We start from the raw sequence: 16,895 nt of genomic DNA, 5'->3' as shown, positions 1-16,895 counted from the left end.
TGATCAGTCCACCAGGTCCCGCACCACCGCGTCCGCCAGCAGCCGCCCGCGCAGGGTCAGCACCGCCCGCCCGGCCTCGTACGGGACCGCCTCCAGCAGGCCGTCGGCCAGGGCGCGGCGGGAGGCCGCCAGGCCCGCCGGGGCCAGGAGGGACAGCGGGACGCCCTCGACCAGGCGGAGCTCCAGCAGGATCCGCTCCACCCGCCGGTCCTCGTCCGACAGCAGCTCGCGCCCCGCGCCCGGGGAGCGTCCCTCGGCGAGGGCGGCCGCGTAGGCGCCGGGGTGCTTGACGTTCCACCAGCGGACCCCGCCGACGTGCGAGTGGGCTCCGGGGCCGGCGCCCCACCAGTCGGCCCCGCGCCAGTACAGCTCGTTGTGCAGGCAGCGGCCGGCCTCGGTGGTCGCCCAGTTCGAGACCTCGTACCAGGAGTAGCCGGCCCCGGCCAGGACCGAGTCGGCGATCAGGTACCGGTCGGCGTGGGTGTCGTCGTCCGTCATGGGGACCTCGCCCCGGCGGATGCGGCGGGCCAGCTGGGTGCCCTCCTCCACGATGAGGGCGTAGGCGCTGATGTGGTCGGGCCCGGCGCCGAGCGCGGCGTCCAGGGAGGCCCGCCAGTCCTCGTCGGACTCGCCGGGGGTGCCGTAGATCAGGTCGAGGTTGACGTGCTCGAAGCCCGCCGCGCGGGCCTCGGCCACACATGCCTCGGGGCGGCCGGGCGTGTGGGTGCGGTCGAGGATCTTCAGCACGTGCTGCCTGGCGCTCTGCATGCCGAAGGAGATCCGGTTGAACCCGCCCGCGCGCAGCTCGGCCAGGTACGCCGGGTCGACGGACTCCGGGTTGGCCTCGGTGGTGACCTCGGCGTCCTCGGCCAGGCCGAACTCGTCGCGGATCGCCGCGAGCATCCGTACGAGGTCGGCGGCGGGCAGCAGGGTGGGCGTGCCGCCGCCGACGAAGACGGTCCGCACGGGGCGCGGGTCGTCGCCGAGCACCTTGCGGGCCAGGCGGATCTCGTCGGTCAGGGTGTCGGCGTAGTTCTCGCGGGAGGCGAGGACGCCGCCGGTGCCGCGCAGCTCGGTGGCGGTGTAGGTGTTGAAGTCGCAGTACCCGCAGCGGGTGGCGCAGTACGGGACGTGCAGGTAGAACCCCAGCGGCCGCCCCCCGGCACCCGCCAGGGCATGCGACGGCAGCGAGCCGTCTTCGGGCATGGGGTCACCGTCGGGCAGTGCGGAAGGCATACGTCCATTGTCCCGCACGCTCCGGGGCCCGGCGGCCCGTACCGGGCGGGGCTCCGCCCGGCACGCGGGGCCCGGCGGGGACGGCGAGCGCGCCGCCCCCGCCCCCGTCCGGCTCGCCGCCGGGCGTCACGCCTCGCGGGAGCCCGCGTACATCTCCTCGATGAGGTGCTTGAACTCACGCTCCACGACGGGCCGCTTCAGCTTGAGGCTGGGCGTGAGGTCGCCGTGTTCGACGTCCAGGTCGCGCGGCAGGATCCGGAACTTCTTGATCGTCTGCCAGCGCTGGAGGTTCTCGTTGAGGGTCTGGACGTAGGTCTCGATCAGCCGCTCGGTCTCCGGCGCGGCCACGACCTCGGCGTACGTCCTTCCCTCCAGGCCGTTCTCGGCGGCCCAGCCGAGGATGGCGGGCTCGTCGAGGGCGACGAGGGCGGTGCAGAAGTTGCGGTCGGCGCCGTGGACGACGATCGCGGAGACGTACGGGCAGACCGCCTTGAACTGGCCCTCGATCTCCGCCGGGGCGACGTACTTGCCGCCCGAGGTCTTGATCAGGTCCTTCTTGCGGTCGGTGATGCGCAGGTAGCCGTCCGGGGAGAGCTCGCCGATGTCGCCGGTGTGCAGCCAGCCGTCGCTCTCCAGGACCTCGTCGGTCTTGTCGGGCTGGCGGTGGTAGCCCTGCATGATGCCGGGGCCGCGCAGCAGGACCTCGCCGTCGTCGGCGATGCGGACCTCGGTGCCGGGCAGCGGCTTGCCGACGGTGCCGGTGCGGTACGCCTCGCCGGGGTTGACGAAGGAGGCGGCGCTGGACTCCGTCAGGCCGTAGCCCTCCAGGATGTGGATGCCGGCGCCGGAGAAGAAGTAGCCGATCTCGGGGGCCAGGGCGGAGGCGCCGGAGACGGCGGCGCGGAGTCTGCCGCCGAAGGCGTCGCGGAGCTTGGAGTAGACGAGGGCGTCGGCGACCTTGTGCCGGGTGGCGAGGCCGAAGGGGGCGGTGGCCCGGCCGGTGCGGCGGTAGTTGTCCTGGGTGACCTTGGCGTACTCGCGGGCGACGCCGGCCGCCCACTGGAAGACCTTGTACTTGGCGCCGCCGCCGGCCCGGGCCTTGGCGGCCACGCCGTTGTAGACCTTCTCGAAGATGCGCGGGACGGCCGCCATATAGGTCGGCTGGACGACCGGCAGGTTCTCGATGATCTTGTCGATGCGGCCGTCCACGGCGGTGACGTGTCCGACCTCGATCTGGCCGGAGGTGAGCACCTTGCCGAAGACGTGGGCCAGCGGCAGCCACAGGTACTGGACGTCGTCACTGTGGATCATGCCGGTGGCGACGGTGGCCTTGGCCATGTACGACCAGTTGTCGTGCGGGAGGCGGACTCCCTTGGGGCGGCCGGTGGTGCCCGAGGTGTAGATCAGGGTGGCGAGCTGGTCGGCGGTGATGGCCGCGATCCGGTCCTTGACGGCCGCCGGGTGCTCGCCGAGGTACTCCTTGCCGCGCGCCTCCAGCTCGGCGAGGGAGAGCACCCAGCCCTCGGGGTCGCCCTCGGCGGCGACCGCGTCGGCCGCCTCCACGACGACCACGTGGTGCAGCGCGGGGAGGTCGGCCCGGCGCTCGCGGGCCTTGGCCAGCTGGGCGGCGTCCTCGGCGATGAGCACCCGGCTCTCGGAGTCGGCGAGGATGAAGGCGGACTCCTCGGCGTTGGTGCTGGGATAGATCGTGGTGACGGCGCCGCCCGCGCACATCACGCCCAGGTCGGCGAGGATCCACTCGACGCGGGTGTTGGAGGCGAGCGCGACCCGCTCCTCGGGGCGCAGGCCCAGGGTGATCAGGCCGGCTGCGATGGCGAAGACCCGGTCGGCCGCCTGCCCCCAGCTGAGCGACTTCCAGTCGTCGGGGCCTCCCCCGGGGCGGGCCGAGGGCACGGGGTAGCGGTACGCCTCCCCGTTCGGCGTGGCGGCGACGCGGTCAAGGAAGAGGGCCGCCACGGTGGGCGGGCGGTTCTCGATCAAGGTCTGTGTGTCGCTCACGACATCCTCCGGACCGGGTCCACGCGGCCAGGGCGTGGGCGTGGGGCGCTTGGACTGGCGGGGTGCAGCCGCCGGGTGTGCGGCTGGCAGGTTTTCATTACCGGCCGGTTAACTGGCCGGTAACCATCGAGCTTTGATCAGGGTAGAGGCCGCCCGCCCGGCGCGTAAGGGCCCCCGAGCGGCCGGTTCATAACGAAAAGGGCCCCCATGCCGATGCATGCGGGCCCTTTTCACGCGCCATGGAACGGCCGCGGCTACTTCTTCTTGCCGCTGGACTCGTCGCTGGAGAGGACGGCGATGAACGCCTCCTGCGGGACCTCCACGGAGCCCACCATCTTCATCCGCTTCTTGCCTTCCTTCTGCTTCTCCAGCAGCTTCCGCTTACGGGAGATGTCACCGCCGTAGCACTTGGCGAGGACGTCCTTGCGGATGGCGCGGATGGTCTCGCGGGCGATGACGCGGGAGCCGACGGCCGCCTGGATCGGCACCTCGAACGCCTGCCGGGGGATGAGCTCGCGCAGCTTGGCGACCAGGCGCACACCGTAGGCGTAGGCGGCGTCCTTGTGGCAGACGGCCGAGAAGGCGTCGACCTTGTCGCCGTGGAGCAGGATGTCCACCTTGACCAGGCTGGACGACTGCTCGCCGGTGGGCTCGTAGTCCAGGGAGGCGTAGCCGCGCGTCTTGGACTTCAGCTGGTCGAAGAAGTCGAACACGATCTCCGCGAGCGGGAGCGTGTAGCGGATCTCGACGCGGTCCTCGGAGAGGTAGTCCATGCCGAGCAGGGTGCCGCGGCGCTGCTGGCAGAGCTCCATGATCGCGCCGATGAACTCGGTGGGCGCCAGCACGGTGGCCCGGACGACCGGCTCGAAGACGTCCTTGATCTTGCCTTCGGGGAACTCGCTCGGGTTGGTGACGGTGACTTCCTTGCCGTCCTCCAGCACCACCCGGTAGACCACGTTGGGCGCGGTGGCGATCAGGTCGAGGCCGAACTCGCGCTCCAGGCGCTCGCGGACCACGTCCAGGTGGAGCAGGCCGAGGAAGCCGACGCGGAAGCCGAAGCCGAGCGCCGCCGAGGTCTCCGGCTCGTAGACCAGCGCGGCGTCGTTGAGCTGGAGCTTGTCCAGGGCCTCGCGCAGCTCCGGGTAGTCGGAGCCGTCGAGCGGGTACAGGCCCGAGAAGACCATCGGCTTCGGGTCCTTGTAGCCGCCGAGGGACTCGGTGGCGCCGCCCGTCATCTGCGTGATGGTGTCGCCGACCTTGGACTGGCGGACGTCCTTCACACCGGTGATCAGGTAGCCCACCTCGCCGACGGACAGGCCGTCGGCCGACAGCATCTCCGGCGAGTTGGTGCCGATCTCCAGCAGCTCGTGGGTGGCGTTCGTGGACATCATGCGGATGCGCTCGCGCTTGTTGAGCGTGCCGTCCACGACACGGACGTACGTGACGACGCCCCGGTACGAGTCGTAGACCGAGTCGAAGATCATCGCGCGGGCCGGGGCGTCCTTGACGCCGACCGGGGCCGGGACGGTCTGGACGACGCGGTTGAGCAGGGCGTCGACGCCGAGGCCGGTCTTCGCCGAGACGCGCAGGACGTCGTCGGGGTCGCAGCCGACCAGGTTCGCGAGTTCCTCGGCGAACTTCTCCGGCTGGGCGGCCGGCAGGTCGATCTTGTTCAGGACCGGGACGATCGCGAGGTCGTTCTCCATCGCCAGGTACAGGTTGGCGAGGGTCTGGGCCTCGATGCCCTGGGCGGCGTCCACCAGGAGGATGGTGCCCTCACAGGCGGCGAGGGAGCGCGAGACCTCGTAGGTGAAGTCGACGTGGCCCGGGGTGTCGATCATGTTCAGGATGTGCGTGGTCCCCGTGCCGTCGCCCTCGGTGGGCGACCACGGCAGACGGACCGCCTGGGACTTGATCGTGATGCCGCGCTCACGCTCGATGTCCATGCGGTCGAGGTACTGGGCGCGCATCTGCCGCTGGTCGACGACGCCGGTGAGCTGCAGCATCCGGTCGGCGAGGGTCGACTTGCCGTGGTCGATGTGCGCGATGATGCAGAAATTGCGGATCAGCGCCGGGTCGGTACGGCTCGGCTCGGGCACGTGGCTGGGGATGGCGGGCACGCAGTGTCCTGATTCTCGGGTCGCTGTCGGATCTGCTGTCGAACGGTACGCAGGCTCCCATGGTCCCATGGACCGGGCCATGCGCTCGGTTTGGGCCGGTCGGAGCGCGCCTGGTAGCCTGGGTGGCTGTGTCTCGCATGCCCTCTCAGCAGACGAGCACATCCGGAAAAATACTCTGAACCTGAAAAGGCTCTTTCGTGGCGAACATCAAGTCCCAGATCAAGCGGAACAAGACCAACGAGAAGGCTCGCCTTCGCAACAAGTCGGTCAAGTCCGAGCTGCGCACCTTCATCCGCAAGGCCAACGAGGCCATCCTCGCCGGCGACGCGGAGAAGGCCACCGCTGCGGCCCGCCTGGCTTCCAAGAAGCTGGACAAGGCTGTCTCGAAGGGTGTCATCCACAAGAACGCCGCCGCCAACAAGAAGTCGGCGCTGGCGCACAAGGTTGCCTCCATCTGAGGTTCCGCACTTCGATGTGAAATCGCCGGGACGGACCCAAGCGGGCCCTCTCATCCGCTCCTGACCGGCACTCCGCGCCGCACGCGGCCTGCGTTCGCCACGCGGGTGCGGCGCACTGAGCAGTGACCGAAGGCCCCGGCCTCCGCCCTCCCCAGGGCGGCGGCCGGGGCCTTCGTGTGTCTGTCTACGCTGCCGGCGCTACGGGTGTCGGTGCTACGGGTGCCGGCGGGGTCCTCAGCGGCGCTGGGGGCGGGCCGCCCGGGCCACGGCCACGACGGCCTTCTCCAGGGCGTACTCCGGATCGTCGCCGCCGCCCTTGACGCCCGCGTCGGCCAGGGCCACCGCGCGCAGGGCGTGGGAGACGCCGTCCGCCGACCAGCCGCGCATCTGCTGGCGGACCCGGTCGATCTTCCACGGCGGCATCCCGAGGTCCCGCGCGAGGTCGGCGGGGCGGGCTCCGCGCGGGGCGGAGGCCAGCTTTCCGATCGCCCGGACGGCCTGCGCCAGGGCGCTGGTGATCAGCACCGGCGCCACCCCGGTGGCCAGGGACCAGCGCAGGGCCTCCAGGGCCTCCGCCGCCCTGCCCTCGACCGCCCGGTCGGCGACGGTGAAGCTGGACGCCTCGGCGCGGCCGGTGTAGTAGCGGCCGACCACGGCCTCGTCGATGGTGCCCTCGACATCCGCGCACAGCTGCGCCACCGCGCTCGCCAGCTCCCGCAGGTCGGCGCCGATCGCGTCGACCAGGTTCTGGCACGCCTCAGGGGTGGCGGAGCGCCCCAGCGTCCGGAACTCGCCCCGGACGAACGCGAGCCGGTCGGCCGCCTTCGTCATCTTCGGGCAGGCGATCTCCCGGGCGCCCGCCTTGCGGGCGGCGTCCAGCACCGCCTTGCCCTTGACCCCTCCCGCGTGGAGGAGGACGAGGGCGATCTCCTCGAAGGGGCCGGCGACGTACGCCTTGACCTCCTTCACCGTGTCGGCGCCGAGGTCCTGAGCGTTCCGCACGATCAGGACCTTGCGCTCGGAGAAGAGCGACGGGCTCGTCAGCTCGGCCAGCGTGCCGGGCTGGAGCTGGTCGGAGGTGAGGTCCCGCACGTCCGTGTCGGCGTCGGCCGCGCGGGCGGCCCGCACTACGTCGCGGACGACGCGGTCGAGCAGGAGGTCCTCCTGCCCCACCGCGAGGGTGATCGGGGCGAGGGGATCGTCGGTGGGGTTCTTCCTGGTGGCCATCGGATCCAGCATCCCACGCCGCACTGACAGGGCCCCGCCCCCGGTACCGGAGAATGGTCCGGTGAACCTGCGCCATGTACTGGTCCTGCCCGACCGCGACGCCGCCGAGGAGGTGGCCCAGGAAGCCGTCGACCGCTTCGGCCTGCCCGAGGAGCCGCAGCTGGTGCGCGACGCCCTGGCCGGGGAGGACGACGCCGAGGACGCCCAGTGGCTGGTGGTCGTCGAGGACCCGCAGCAGCGGCTGGACGCCGCCGTGCTGGACGAGCTCGCCGCCGCCTACGAGGGCTGGCTGGAAGCCCCCTGAGCCGGGCGGCGCCCCCCTTATGCCTTGTGGACGATCTGGACGTCCAGCGCCACTTCCACGTTCGAACCGATCGCCGCGATGCCCTGCGCCAGGATCGACTGCCAGTTCAGGGTGAAGTCCTCGCGGTGCAGCTCCGCCGTGGCCCGGCAGGCGGCGCGCGGCTCGCCCTCCAGGCCCGTACCGACGCCCAGGTACTGGGTGTCCAGGGTGACCGTGCGGCTCACCCCGTGGAGGGTCAGGGCGCCGGCCACCGCCCAGCGGCTGCCGCCGCGGTGGATGAACCGCTCGCTGTAGAACTCCACCGTCGGATACCGGGCGGCGTCCAGGAAGTCGGCCGACCGCAGGTGGTCGTCCCGCATCCGCAGCCCGGTGTCGACGCTCGCCGCGTCGATGATGACGTGCATGGTGGACTCCTCCATCCGCTCCCCGATCCGCACTGCCCCGGCGAAGGTGGCGAACCGGCCGTGGATCCGGGCGAAGCCGATGTGCTTCGCGGTGAAGCCGATCGACGAGTGCGTCGGGTCGAGTTCCCAGTGGCCGGGTTGCGGGAGCAGCGGCGGCTCCACCGCGTCCAGGATGATCTCCGCGGTGCCGGGCTGCGCCGGGTCCCCGACGAGCGTCGCCCCGTGGAACGACGCGTAGCCCTCGGCCGTGACCGACAGCCGGTACTCCCCCTCCGGCAGAGCGGCCGTGAACCCCCCGTACGGGTCGGTCTCCCCGCTGATGACCCGTCGGCCGATCGGGTCCGTCACCTCGAACTTGGCCTGGCGTACGGGCTGGTGGACCGTGTCGAGGACCCGGCAGCTCAACAGGCGTGCCGTGGGCGGCAGTGTCAGTGTGGCGGACGTCTGTGAACTGCCGCTCCCGGCCGTATCCGTCCCCCGTCGGCGACCGAACATCGCTGATGCACCCCCGTGCTGTGTGTACTTGGTCGGTCCTGGCGAAGAGGCATTCGATCATGCTGCCGGGTTCGGGGCAAACAGAAGGGTCGCGCCCGGTATGACCGCGCCTTTTCGGACGCCGTCCGGCCGGAACCGCGCGCAGTCCGGAGCCGCTGCCGCAGACGGCCACGGAGCCGTCCGTATCGGTGCGCAGCACAGCGGCCCCAAGGGCTTCGAGCCGTGCGAGGGTGCCCCGCGCCGGGTGTCCGTAGCGGTTGCCGGCCCCCACCGGGACGAGCGCGAGGCGTGGCCGGATCCGATCGGTGAGGCCGGGGTCCTGGTGCGCCGAACCGTGGTGGGCGACCTTGAGCACATCCACCGGCCCCAGTTCCGGATGCTCCCTCAGCAGGGCCTGCTGCGCGTCCGGTTCGAGGTCCCCGAGCAGCAGGAAGGTCAGCCCCGAGGTGCGCGCCAGCAGGGCCACGCTCGCGTCGTTGGGCCCCTGCGGCGGCGGCGCGGACGCCGACGGCCACAGCACCTGCCACTCCAGTGGCCCGGCCCGCCGCCGCTCCCCCGCGGCCGCCGCCACCACGGGGACCCCGGCCGCCGCCGCCGTCCGCCGGACCCGGACCGCCTGCCCGGGCGGGTCCGCCACCGAGGTGGTCTGGATCACCCCCACGGAACGGCCCCGCAGCACCCCGGACAGCCCGCCCACATGGTCAGCGTGGAAGTGGGTCAGCAGCAGCAAGGGCACGCGTTTCACACCGAGCGCGCGCAAACACCCGTCCACCGGACCCGGCTCCGGTCCGGCGTCGACCACGACGGCCGCCCCCTCCCCCACCGCGAACACGGCCGCGTCCCCCTGGCCCACGGCGCACTGGACGTAGCTCCAGCCGGGCGGCGGCCAGCCGGTGAGCGTACGGGTCAGCTGCGGCGGCCGCACCACCACGGCCAGCAGCAGCACCACCGCGGCCGCTCGGATCCCGCGCCGCCGCCCGAACCGCACGCCGAGCACCAGGAGGACCAGCGTGACGGCGGCCAGCAGCACGCCCCCGCCCGGCCCGCCCGGCCAGGGCAGCTCCGCCCCGGGCAGCCGCGCCCCGGCCCGGGCGACGGCGGCGATCCACCCGGCCGGCACGCCCGCGCAGCGTGCCAGCACCCCCGCCAGGGGCAGGGACAGCGGGGCCGTGGCCAGAGCGGCGAAGCCGAGCACCGTGGCCGGCCCCGCCGCGAGCTCCGCCAGGAGGTTGCACGGCACCGCGACCAGGCTCACCCGGCCCGACAGCACGACCACCACCGGCGCGCACACCGCCTGCGCCGCGGCCGCCGCCGCCAGGGCCTCCGCCAGCCTCGACGGCACCCCGCGCGCCCGCAGCGCCCCGGCCCAGCGGGGCCCGAGGGTGAGGAGCGCACCGGTGGCCAGCACCGAGAGCAGGAACCCGTACGACCGGGCCAGCCAGGGGTCGTACAGCACCAGCAGCAGCACCGCCCCGGCCAGCGCGGGGAGCAGCGACCGGCGCCGCCCCGTGGCCAGGGCCAGCAGGGTCACCGCCCCGCAGGCGGCGGCCCGCAGCACGCTCGGGTCGGGGCGGCACACCACGACGAAGCCCAGCGTCAGGGCCGCGCCGCACAGGGCCGTGAACCGCAGCGACAGCCCCAGCCGGGGCGCCAGCCCGCCCCGCTCCACGTACTGCGCCCGCCCGGGAGGCCCGATGAGCAGATACAGCACCACCGTCAGGTTGGACCCGGAGACGGCCAGCAGGTGCAGCAGATCGGTGGCTTCGAACGCGTCGTGCAGGTCGGGCGGGACCCGGGAGGTGTCCCCGACCACCAGCCCCGGCAGCAGGGCCCGGGCATCCCCCGGCAGCCCGTCGGAAGCCTCCCTCAGCCCGGCCCGCAGCCGCCCGGCGGCCCGCTGCACCCGGCCGGGGCCACCCGTCACCCGCGGCGGGACGTCCCCGCCCGGCCGGAGCAACGCCACGGCCCGCTCCCCACCCCGCGCCGGGGCCAGCCGCGCCACCACCTCCACCCGGGCCGAGGGCTCCAGCCGGGCCCACCCCGGGTGCCCGGCCAGCACCCGGACCGGCGTCCGCACCCGGGTCCGCGCACCGTCGGGGCCGGTCACCCCGGTCACCACCGCCTCCAGCACCACCACGGGCGGCCCGCTCCCGCTCCGGGCGGCCCGCGGGTCGGAGCCCACGGTGAGCTCGGCCCGCACCCGGGCGTGCTCCCCGGCCAGCCGCGCCACGGGCCCCGCCCGCGCCTCGGCCCGCTCCAGCCCCGCGACCCCCGCGCCGGCGGCCGCACACAGCAGGGCCGCCGCCGCGGCGGTACCGACCTGCCAGACGGGCCGCACCCCACGGCACCCCGCCACCAGCAGCACCCCCGCCACGGCGACGGCGGTACCCACTCCGACGGCACACCACCCGCCGGGCACCCCGACGCCGACGGCAGCCGCCCCCCACGCGGCCACGGCGGGCCCCACCAACCGCAGATCCACCGGCCCGCCCCGCTCCGGTCCCGGCACGCCCGGTCCCGGCACACCCGGCCCCGCGGCCACGCCCGGGGCCTCGGCGGCGGCGCTCACAGCCGCACCAGCTTCCGCAGCTCGGCGAACCTGCGCTCGCCGATGCCGTCGACCTGCCGGAGATCCTCCACGGCCCGGAACCCGCCCCGGGCGGCGCGGAACTCCACGATGTGCCGGGCCAGGACCGGGCCGACCCCCGGCAGCCCGTCCAACTGCTCGGCGGTCGCGCTGCCGAGGCTCAGCGGTCCGGAACCGGAACCGCCCCCGGAAGCCACCCCGCCCGGAGCCGGCTGCGGGGTGACCCCCACCAGCACCTGTTCGCCGTCCACCAGGAGCCGGGCCCGGTTGAGCCCGGTGGTGTCCGTGCCGGGCCGCACTCCCCCGGCGGCGGCCAGCGCGTCCTCCACCCGGGAACCGCCGGGCAGCCGCCGCACACCGGGGTCACGGACCTTGCCGCCGACGTCCACCACGATGCGGCCCCCCGGACCGCCCGGGCCCGCTCCCGGCACCGGCGGCGGGGTCGGAGGGGGCGCGGGGGCGAGCACCGCGGGGGCCGTCACCGGCCGCGGGCGGCCCGACCAGTACTGCTGGGCGGCGAACCCCACCGCCAGGGCCAGCACCATCCCGACGGCGGCCACCGCCCGAGGCTCCACCCCGCACCGCGCCTGCACCCACACCGGCAGCCGCTCCCGCACCGCCGGCCACCACCCGGGCCCGGGCCCCGGCAGAGGCGGCTCAGCCACCACCCCGACCCCGGCCCCCACCGGCTCCGGAACTCCGGACAACCCCTCAGGCACCGCCCCCGGCGGCGGATCCGGCCGCCGAGGCGGGGCCGACCCGCCCAGCAACGCCTCCGCCCGGCGCCGCACGGCGGCGGGGTCGGGGCGGGGCCGCGAACCGGCCCGGCGGCGGTCGCGGAGCCGCCTGTCGGACCGCGGGACCCTGCCGGGCCCGCTGCCCCCGCCACGGCGGCGGGTCCGGCCGGCCACCGGGGGCCGCCCCTGGACGTCGAGCGATCGGGAGGTTCCTGAGAGGCGCGAGACACGCGTACGAAGAGTCATGCCCCGACGCTAGGGCCGACACCCGGCCGCCCGCTCGGAGGCTTCAATTCCGGTGGATGACCAGCCCGTTGTGGACAACCCCGCCACCCGTTCCAGTGACCGCCACCCCACCCCGGCCTCACCCCACACCCGACCCCGGGCCACCCCAGCCCGACCCGGCCTCACCCCACACCCCACCCCGCCCCAGCCCCCGTCCCCCGGGGTCAGCGCGGCGACACCACCGTCGCGAGCAGTCCCGGCCCGGTGTGGGCGCCGATCACCGCGCCGACCTCGCTCACGTGCAGCTCGCCCAGGCCGGGAATCCGCTCCCGCAGCCGCTGCGCGAGCTTCTCCGCCCGCTCCGGCGCCGCCAGGTGGTGGACGGCCACGTCCACACTGCGCGTCCCGGCCCGCTCGACGGCGAGCTCCTCCAGCCGCGCGATGGCCCTGGAGGCCGTCCGTACCTTCTCCAGCATCTCGATCCGCCCGCCGTCCAGCGTGAGCAGCGGCTTCACCGCGAGCGCCGACCCGAGGAGGGCCTGGGCCGCCCCGATACGGCCGCCGCGCCTCAGGTAGTCGAGGGTGTCCACGTAGAAGTACGCCGACATCTCCGCAGCCCGCTTCTCGGCGGCGGCCACGGCTTCGTCCACCGATCCGCCCGCCTCGGCCGTCTCGGCGGCGGCCAGGGCGCAGAACCCGAGGGCCATCGCCACCATGCCGGTGTCCACCACCCGGACCGGGACCGGGGCGGTCTTCGCCGCGACCACGGCGGCGTCGTAGGTGCCGGAGAACTCGGCGGAGAGGTGCAGGCTGACGATGCCCGTCGCCCCGGCCTCGGCCGCCGCCCGGTAGGCCCGTACGAACTGCTCGGGACCGGGGCGGGAGGTGGTGACCGAGCGGCGCTTCTGCAGGGCCGTGGCGAGGCTGCGGGCCGAGATCTCGGTGCCCTCTTCCAGGGCCTCGTCCCCCAGGACGACGGTCAGGGGGACGGCGGTGATCCCGTGCCGCGCCATCGCCGCCGGGGGCAGATAGGCCGTGGAATCGGTGACGATCGCGACATGGCGGGACATGAGCCGGAGGTTACCGCCCGAGGAGGCGTTCCGGCAGCCCGGGCCGCTTCCGTCACCCCCGCCGCCGCCGGCTTCCGCCCTCAGCCGGCCCCGCACGCCCCTCTCAGGAAGCGGCCTCCGGCCGAGGAGCCTTCTGCCAGGGGTAGGCCGCCTTCGGACCGGACGCGTCCAGCGCGGGCCGCCCCGCCGCCTCACGCGCCTCGGCCGACGCCGGCCGACCGTGCCCCGCCTCCCGGGCAGCGCCCGGCGCGGGCCGCCCCGCCCCCGCGTCCCACTCGGCCGCCGCGGCCGCCAGGTCGTCCACCGACTCCCGCGACCAGTCGCGCAGCGCGCCCGACTCCACCTCGATCTGCGCCGACAGCGCCGCCAGGTCCTCGTCCGCGAACTGGCGGGCCCGGTCGCGCGCCGCCCACCGCAGCGAGTCGGCCGACTCGGTGATCTTGGCGGTGCGCTCCCGCAGCCCGGGCAGGCGCTCCGCTATGCGCTTGCGGTCCGGTTCCTGCTCCAGCCGCTTGAGCTCGTCGTCCAGCTCGTGCCCGTGCCGGCTGAGCCGCTCGAAGAGGGCGATGGACTCCTTCAGCGAGGCGTCCGCCTGCACCCCCTGGTAGAGGGCCGCCTGCGTGGCGCGCATCGACGTCCGCAGGTCCAGCCGCAGCTGCGCCAGCGCCGCCGTGACGCCGACATGGCCGAAGCTCTTGGCCTTCAGGGTGGTGTCCTCGACCGTCCGGCGGGCCTGCGTGAGCGTACGGTCCACGCCGCGCTTGGCGGCGCCGACCGCCTTGACCGTGACCCAGGCGCCCAGCCCCAGGAAGGCGAACAGCACCACCAGGGCAAAGATGATGACCAACGCGCCTACCTCCATGAGGTTCCCTTCCCCGGCCGGTTCCCGACCCCTCCACCGTAAACCCCACGGGCAGGCCGGGGGTTCCCGAAGAACCCCCAACCTGCCCGTACGGGATCACCCCGAGAAGCGGAAACCAGCGGTCAGCGACGCGTCAGATGACGATGTTGACCAGCTTCGGCGCGCGCACGATCACCTTGCGGATCTCCGCGCCGCCCAGCGCCGCCACGACGGCCTCGTCGGTGACCGCCAGCTGCTCCAGGTCCGCCTCCGAGATGCTCGGCGGCACCTCCAGACGGGCCTTGACCTTGCCCTTGACCTGGACCACGCAGGTCACCGTCTCGTCCACCACGTACGCCGGGTCCGCGACGGGGAAGTCCTGGTGGACCACCGAGTCGGTGTGGCCCAGGCGGTGCCACAGCTCCTCCGCGATGTGCGGGGCCAGCGGCGCGATCAGCAGCACCAGGCGCTCGGCCACGGACCGCTCCAGCGGGCGGCCCGCCTTCGTCAGGGCGTTGTTCAGCTCGGTGATCTTGGCGATGGCGGTGTTGAACCGCAGGCCCGCCATGTCCGAGCCGGCCCCGTCGATGGCCTTGTGCAGGGCGCGCAGCGTCTCCTCGGAGGGCTCGGCGTCGATGACCGTCACCGCGCCCGTCTCCTCGTCCACGATGTTGCGCCACAGCCGCTGCAGCAGCCGGTACTGGCCGACGACGGCGCGGGTGTCCCACGGGCGGGAGACGTCCAGCGGGCCCATCGCCATCTCGTACAGGCGCAGGGTGTCGGCGCCGTACTCCTCGCAGATCTCGTCCGGGGTGACGGCGTTCTTGAGGGACTTGCCCATCTTGCCCAGCTCGCGCTTGACCGGCTCGCCCTCGAAGAAGAACCTGCCGTCGCGCTCCTCGACCTCGGTCGCCGCGACCGGGAAGCCGCGGTCGTCGCGGTAGACGTACGCCTGGATCATGCCCTGGTTGAACAGCTTGTGGAACGGCTCGACCGAGGACACGTGGCCCAGGTCGAACAGCACCTTGGACCAGAAGCGCGCGTACAGCAGGTGCAGCACCGCGTGCTCGGCGCCGCCCACGTACAGGTCGACACCACCGTGCGGGGCGCTCTCGCGCGGGCCCATCCAGTACTGCTCGATCTCCGGGTCGACCAGCGCGTCCGCGTTGTGCGGGTCCAGGTAGCGCAGCTCGTACCAGCAGGAGCCGGCCCAGTTCGGCATGGTGTTGGTCTCGCGGCGGTACGAGCGCACCCCGCGCCCGTCGCCGAGGTCCAGCTCGACGTTGACCCAGTCGGCCTTGCGCGACAGCGGGGTCTCCGGCTGGGACTGCGCGTCGTCGGGCTCGAAGGTGCGCGGGGAGTAGTCCTCGACCTCGGGGAGCTCCAGCGGCAGCATCGACTCGGGCAGCGCGTGGGCGACGCCGTCCTCGTCGTAGACGATCGGGAAGGGCTCGCCCCAGTAGCGCTGGCGGCTGAACAGCCAGTCGCGCAGGCGGAAGTTGACGGTGCCCTCGCCGATGCCCCGCTCGGACAGCCACTCGGTGATGGCGGCCTTGGCCTCCACGACGCCCAGCCCGTCCAGGGAGATGCCCTCGCCCGTCGAGTTGACCAGCTTGGCGTCGTGGGAGACGAACGCGTCCTGCCACTCGGCGGTGTCGGTGCCACGGCCGTCGGTCGGCTCGACCACGCAGCGGATCGGCAGCTCGAAGGCGCGGGCGAACTCGAAGTCGCGGCTGTCGTGCGCCGGGACGGCCATGATCGCGCCGGTGCCGTAGCCCATCAGCACGTAGTCGGCGATGAAGACGGGGACCTTCGCGCCGCTGACCGGGTTGACGGCGTACTCGCCGGTGAAGACGCCGGTCTTCTCCTTGGCGTCGGCCTGCCGTTCGACGTCGGACTTGGCGCCGGCCTGCTTGCGGTACGCGGCGACGGCCTCGGCCGGGGTGGCGTGTCCGCCGGTCCACGCCTCACGGGTGCCCTCGGGCCAGGCGGCCGGGAGGAACTTCTCGACCAGCGGGTGCTCGGGCGCCAGCACCATGTAGGTGGCGCCGAACAGGGTGTCGGGGCGGGTGGTGAAGACGGTGATGGCCTCGTCGCCCAGGGCGAAGTCGACGCGCGCGCCCTCGCTGCGGCCGATCCAGTTGCGCTGCTGGAGCTTGATGGCCTCGGGCCAGTCCAGCGCGTCGAGGTCGTCCAGCAGGCGGTCGGCGTACGCGGTGATGCGCATGTTCCACTGGCTCAGCCGGGACTTGAAGACGGGGAAGTTCCCGCGCTCGGACCGGCCGTCGGCGGTGACCTCCTCGTTCGCCAGGACGGTGCCCAGCCCGGGGCACCAGTTGACGGGCGCGTCGGAGGCGTAGGCCAGGCGGTACTGGTTCAGCACGTCGGCGCGCTCGGCGGGGGTCAGCTCCGCCCAGGCGCGGCCGCCGGGGACCTCACGGGCGCCGCTCTCGAAGGCGGCGACGAGCTCGGCGATCGGCCGGGCCTTGTTCGCGTCGGTGTCGTAGTAGGAGTTGTAGATCTGCAGGAAGATCCACTGGGTCCACTTGTAGTACTCGGGGTCGATCGTCGCGAACGACCGGCGCTTGTCGTGGCCCAGGCCCAGGCGGCGCAGCTGGACCTTCATGTTCTCGATGTTCGCCTCGGTCGACACGCGCGGGTGCGTGCCGGTCTGCACGGCGTACTGCTCGGCCGGCAGGCCGAAGGCGTCGAAGCCCAGGGTGTGCAGGACGTTGTGGCCGGACATGCGCTGGTGGCGCGCGTAGACGTCGGTGGCGATGTAGCCGAGGGGGTGGCCGACGTGCAGGCCCGCACCGGAGGGGTACGGGAACATGTCCATGATGAACTTCTTGGGGCGGGCGACGACCGCCGGGTCACCGGCCAGGTCCCCGGCCGGGTTGGGCGCCTCGTAGGTGCCCTCCGCGTCCCATACGTCCTGCCAGCGTGCCTCGATGTCGGCGGCCATGGCAGCCGTGTAACGGTGCCCCTCGGCCGCCTCGGGGGCCGGGGTGTTCGTCTCGCTCATGATTCTGGAAGCTCCATCGATCGTCTCTGCCGTCTCTGCCTGCCCAAACGAAAAAACCCCTCGCACAGGAGGGGACGCCGCGCCGATGCCGACCGTCTTGAGGGGTCGGTGCTGCTCAGCGCGGCTCGGTAAGCAGAAGGCGTACGG

The 16,895-nt window shown here is 73.4% G+C and carries 11 protein-coding genes and 1 pseudogene; 2 read left to right on the top strand and 10 right to left on the bottom strand.

What is annotated here, in order from left to right; translation table 11 throughout:
• Positions 1-3 precede the first annotated feature (3 nt).
• From hemW to lepA, 3 genes are all read right to left on the bottom strand, one after another.
• Complete coding sequence (hemW, locus tag ABZ716_RS02765) at positions 4-1,236, bottom strand: radical SAM family heme chaperone HemW (RefSeq protein ID WP_358956008.1); 1,233 nt, start codon at positions 1,234-1,236, stop codon at positions 4-6.
• Positions 1,237-1,362: 126 nt separating this feature from the next.
• Positions 1,363-3,255 carry a long-chain fatty acid--CoA ligase gene (locus ABZ716_RS02760; protein ID WP_358809966.1) on the bottom strand — a complete coding sequence of 631 codons (1,893 nt, stop codon included), beginning with the start codon at positions 3,253-3,255 and terminating at the stop codon, positions 1,363-1,365.
• Between the two features lie 254 nt (positions 3,256-3,509).
• Entirely contained in the window at positions 3,510-5,375 is a 1,866-nt protein-coding gene (gene lepA, locus ABZ716_RS02755; RefSeq protein WP_358809967.1) for a translation elongation factor 4, read from the bottom strand.
• Between the two features lie 197 nt (positions 5,376-5,572).
• On the opposite strand from lepA, the gene rpsT reads away from it, so the two are divergent.
• The gene (rpsT, locus tag ABZ716_RS02750) at positions 5,573-5,833 is read left to right on the top strand and encodes a 30S ribosomal protein S20 (protein ID WP_351884954.1); all 261 of its coding nucleotides are present in this window, start codon (positions 5,573-5,575) and stop codon (positions 5,831-5,833) included.
• 234 nt (positions 5,834-6,067) lie between these two features.
• Here the strand turns inward: rpsT and holA are convergent, their stop codons facing one another.
• Positions 6,068-7,060 carry a DNA polymerase III subunit delta gene (gene holA, locus ABZ716_RS02745; RefSeq protein WP_358956005.1) on the bottom strand — a complete coding sequence of 331 codons (993 nt, stop codon included), beginning with the start codon at positions 7,058-7,060 and terminating at the stop codon, positions 6,068-6,070.
• A 61-nt stretch (positions 7,061-7,121) separates the two neighbouring features.
• On the opposite strand from holA, the gene ABZ716_RS02740 reads away from it, so the two are divergent.
• Positions 7,122-7,364, top strand: coding sequence for a hypothetical protein (locus ABZ716_RS02740; RefSeq protein ID WP_358809969.1), 243 nt, complete (start codon positions 7,122-7,124; stop codon positions 7,362-7,364).
• 17 nt (positions 7,365-7,381) lie between these two features.
• Here ABZ716_RS02740 and ABZ716_RS02735 read toward each other — a convergent pair whose 3' ends face one another.
• The 6 genes and pseudogenes from ABZ716_RS02735 to leuS form a co-directional block, all read right to left on the bottom strand.
• Positions 7,382-8,263 carry a YceI family protein gene (locus tag ABZ716_RS02735; RefSeq protein ID WP_358956002.1) on the bottom strand — a complete coding sequence of 294 codons (882 nt, stop codon included), beginning with the start codon at positions 8,261-8,263 and terminating at the stop codon, positions 7,382-7,384.
• A 133-nt stretch (positions 8,264-8,396) separates the two neighbouring features.
• Positions 8,397-10,805, bottom strand: a pseudogene (locus tag ABZ716_RS02730) (ComEC/Rec2 family competence protein); the annotation flags it as partial.
• A gap of 23 nt (positions 10,806-10,828) precedes the next feature.
• Positions 10,829-11,515: a ComEA family DNA-binding protein gene (locus ABZ716_RS02725; protein WP_358955999.1), complete on the bottom strand. Its 687-nt coding sequence runs from the start codon at positions 11,513-11,515 to the stop codon at positions 10,829-10,831.
• Between the two features lie 521 nt (positions 11,516-12,036).
• Positions 12,037-12,882, bottom strand: coding sequence for a DegV family protein (locus ABZ716_RS02720; RefSeq protein ID WP_351884939.1), 846 nt, complete (start codon positions 12,880-12,882; stop codon positions 12,037-12,039).
• Positions 12,883-12,985: 103 nt separating this feature from the next.
• Positions 12,986-13,744, bottom strand: coding sequence for a hypothetical protein (locus tag ABZ716_RS02715; protein WP_358955996.1), 759 nt, complete (start codon positions 13,742-13,744; stop codon positions 12,986-12,988).
• A gap of 133 nt (positions 13,745-13,877) precedes the next feature.
• The gene (gene leuS, locus ABZ716_RS02710; RefSeq protein ID WP_358955993.1) at positions 13,878-16,748 is read right to left on the bottom strand and encodes a leucine--tRNA ligase; all 2,871 of its coding nucleotides are present in this window, start codon (positions 16,746-16,748) and stop codon (positions 13,878-13,880) included.
• Positions 16,749-16,895: the final 147 nt, after the last annotated feature.

This window comes from Streptomyces sp. NPDC006687, assembly GCF_040636215.1.
Lineage (GTDB): Bacteria > Actinomycetota > Actinomycetes > Streptomycetales > Streptomycetaceae > Streptomyces.
This window is presented reverse-complemented; position numbering and strand designations above follow the sequence as displayed.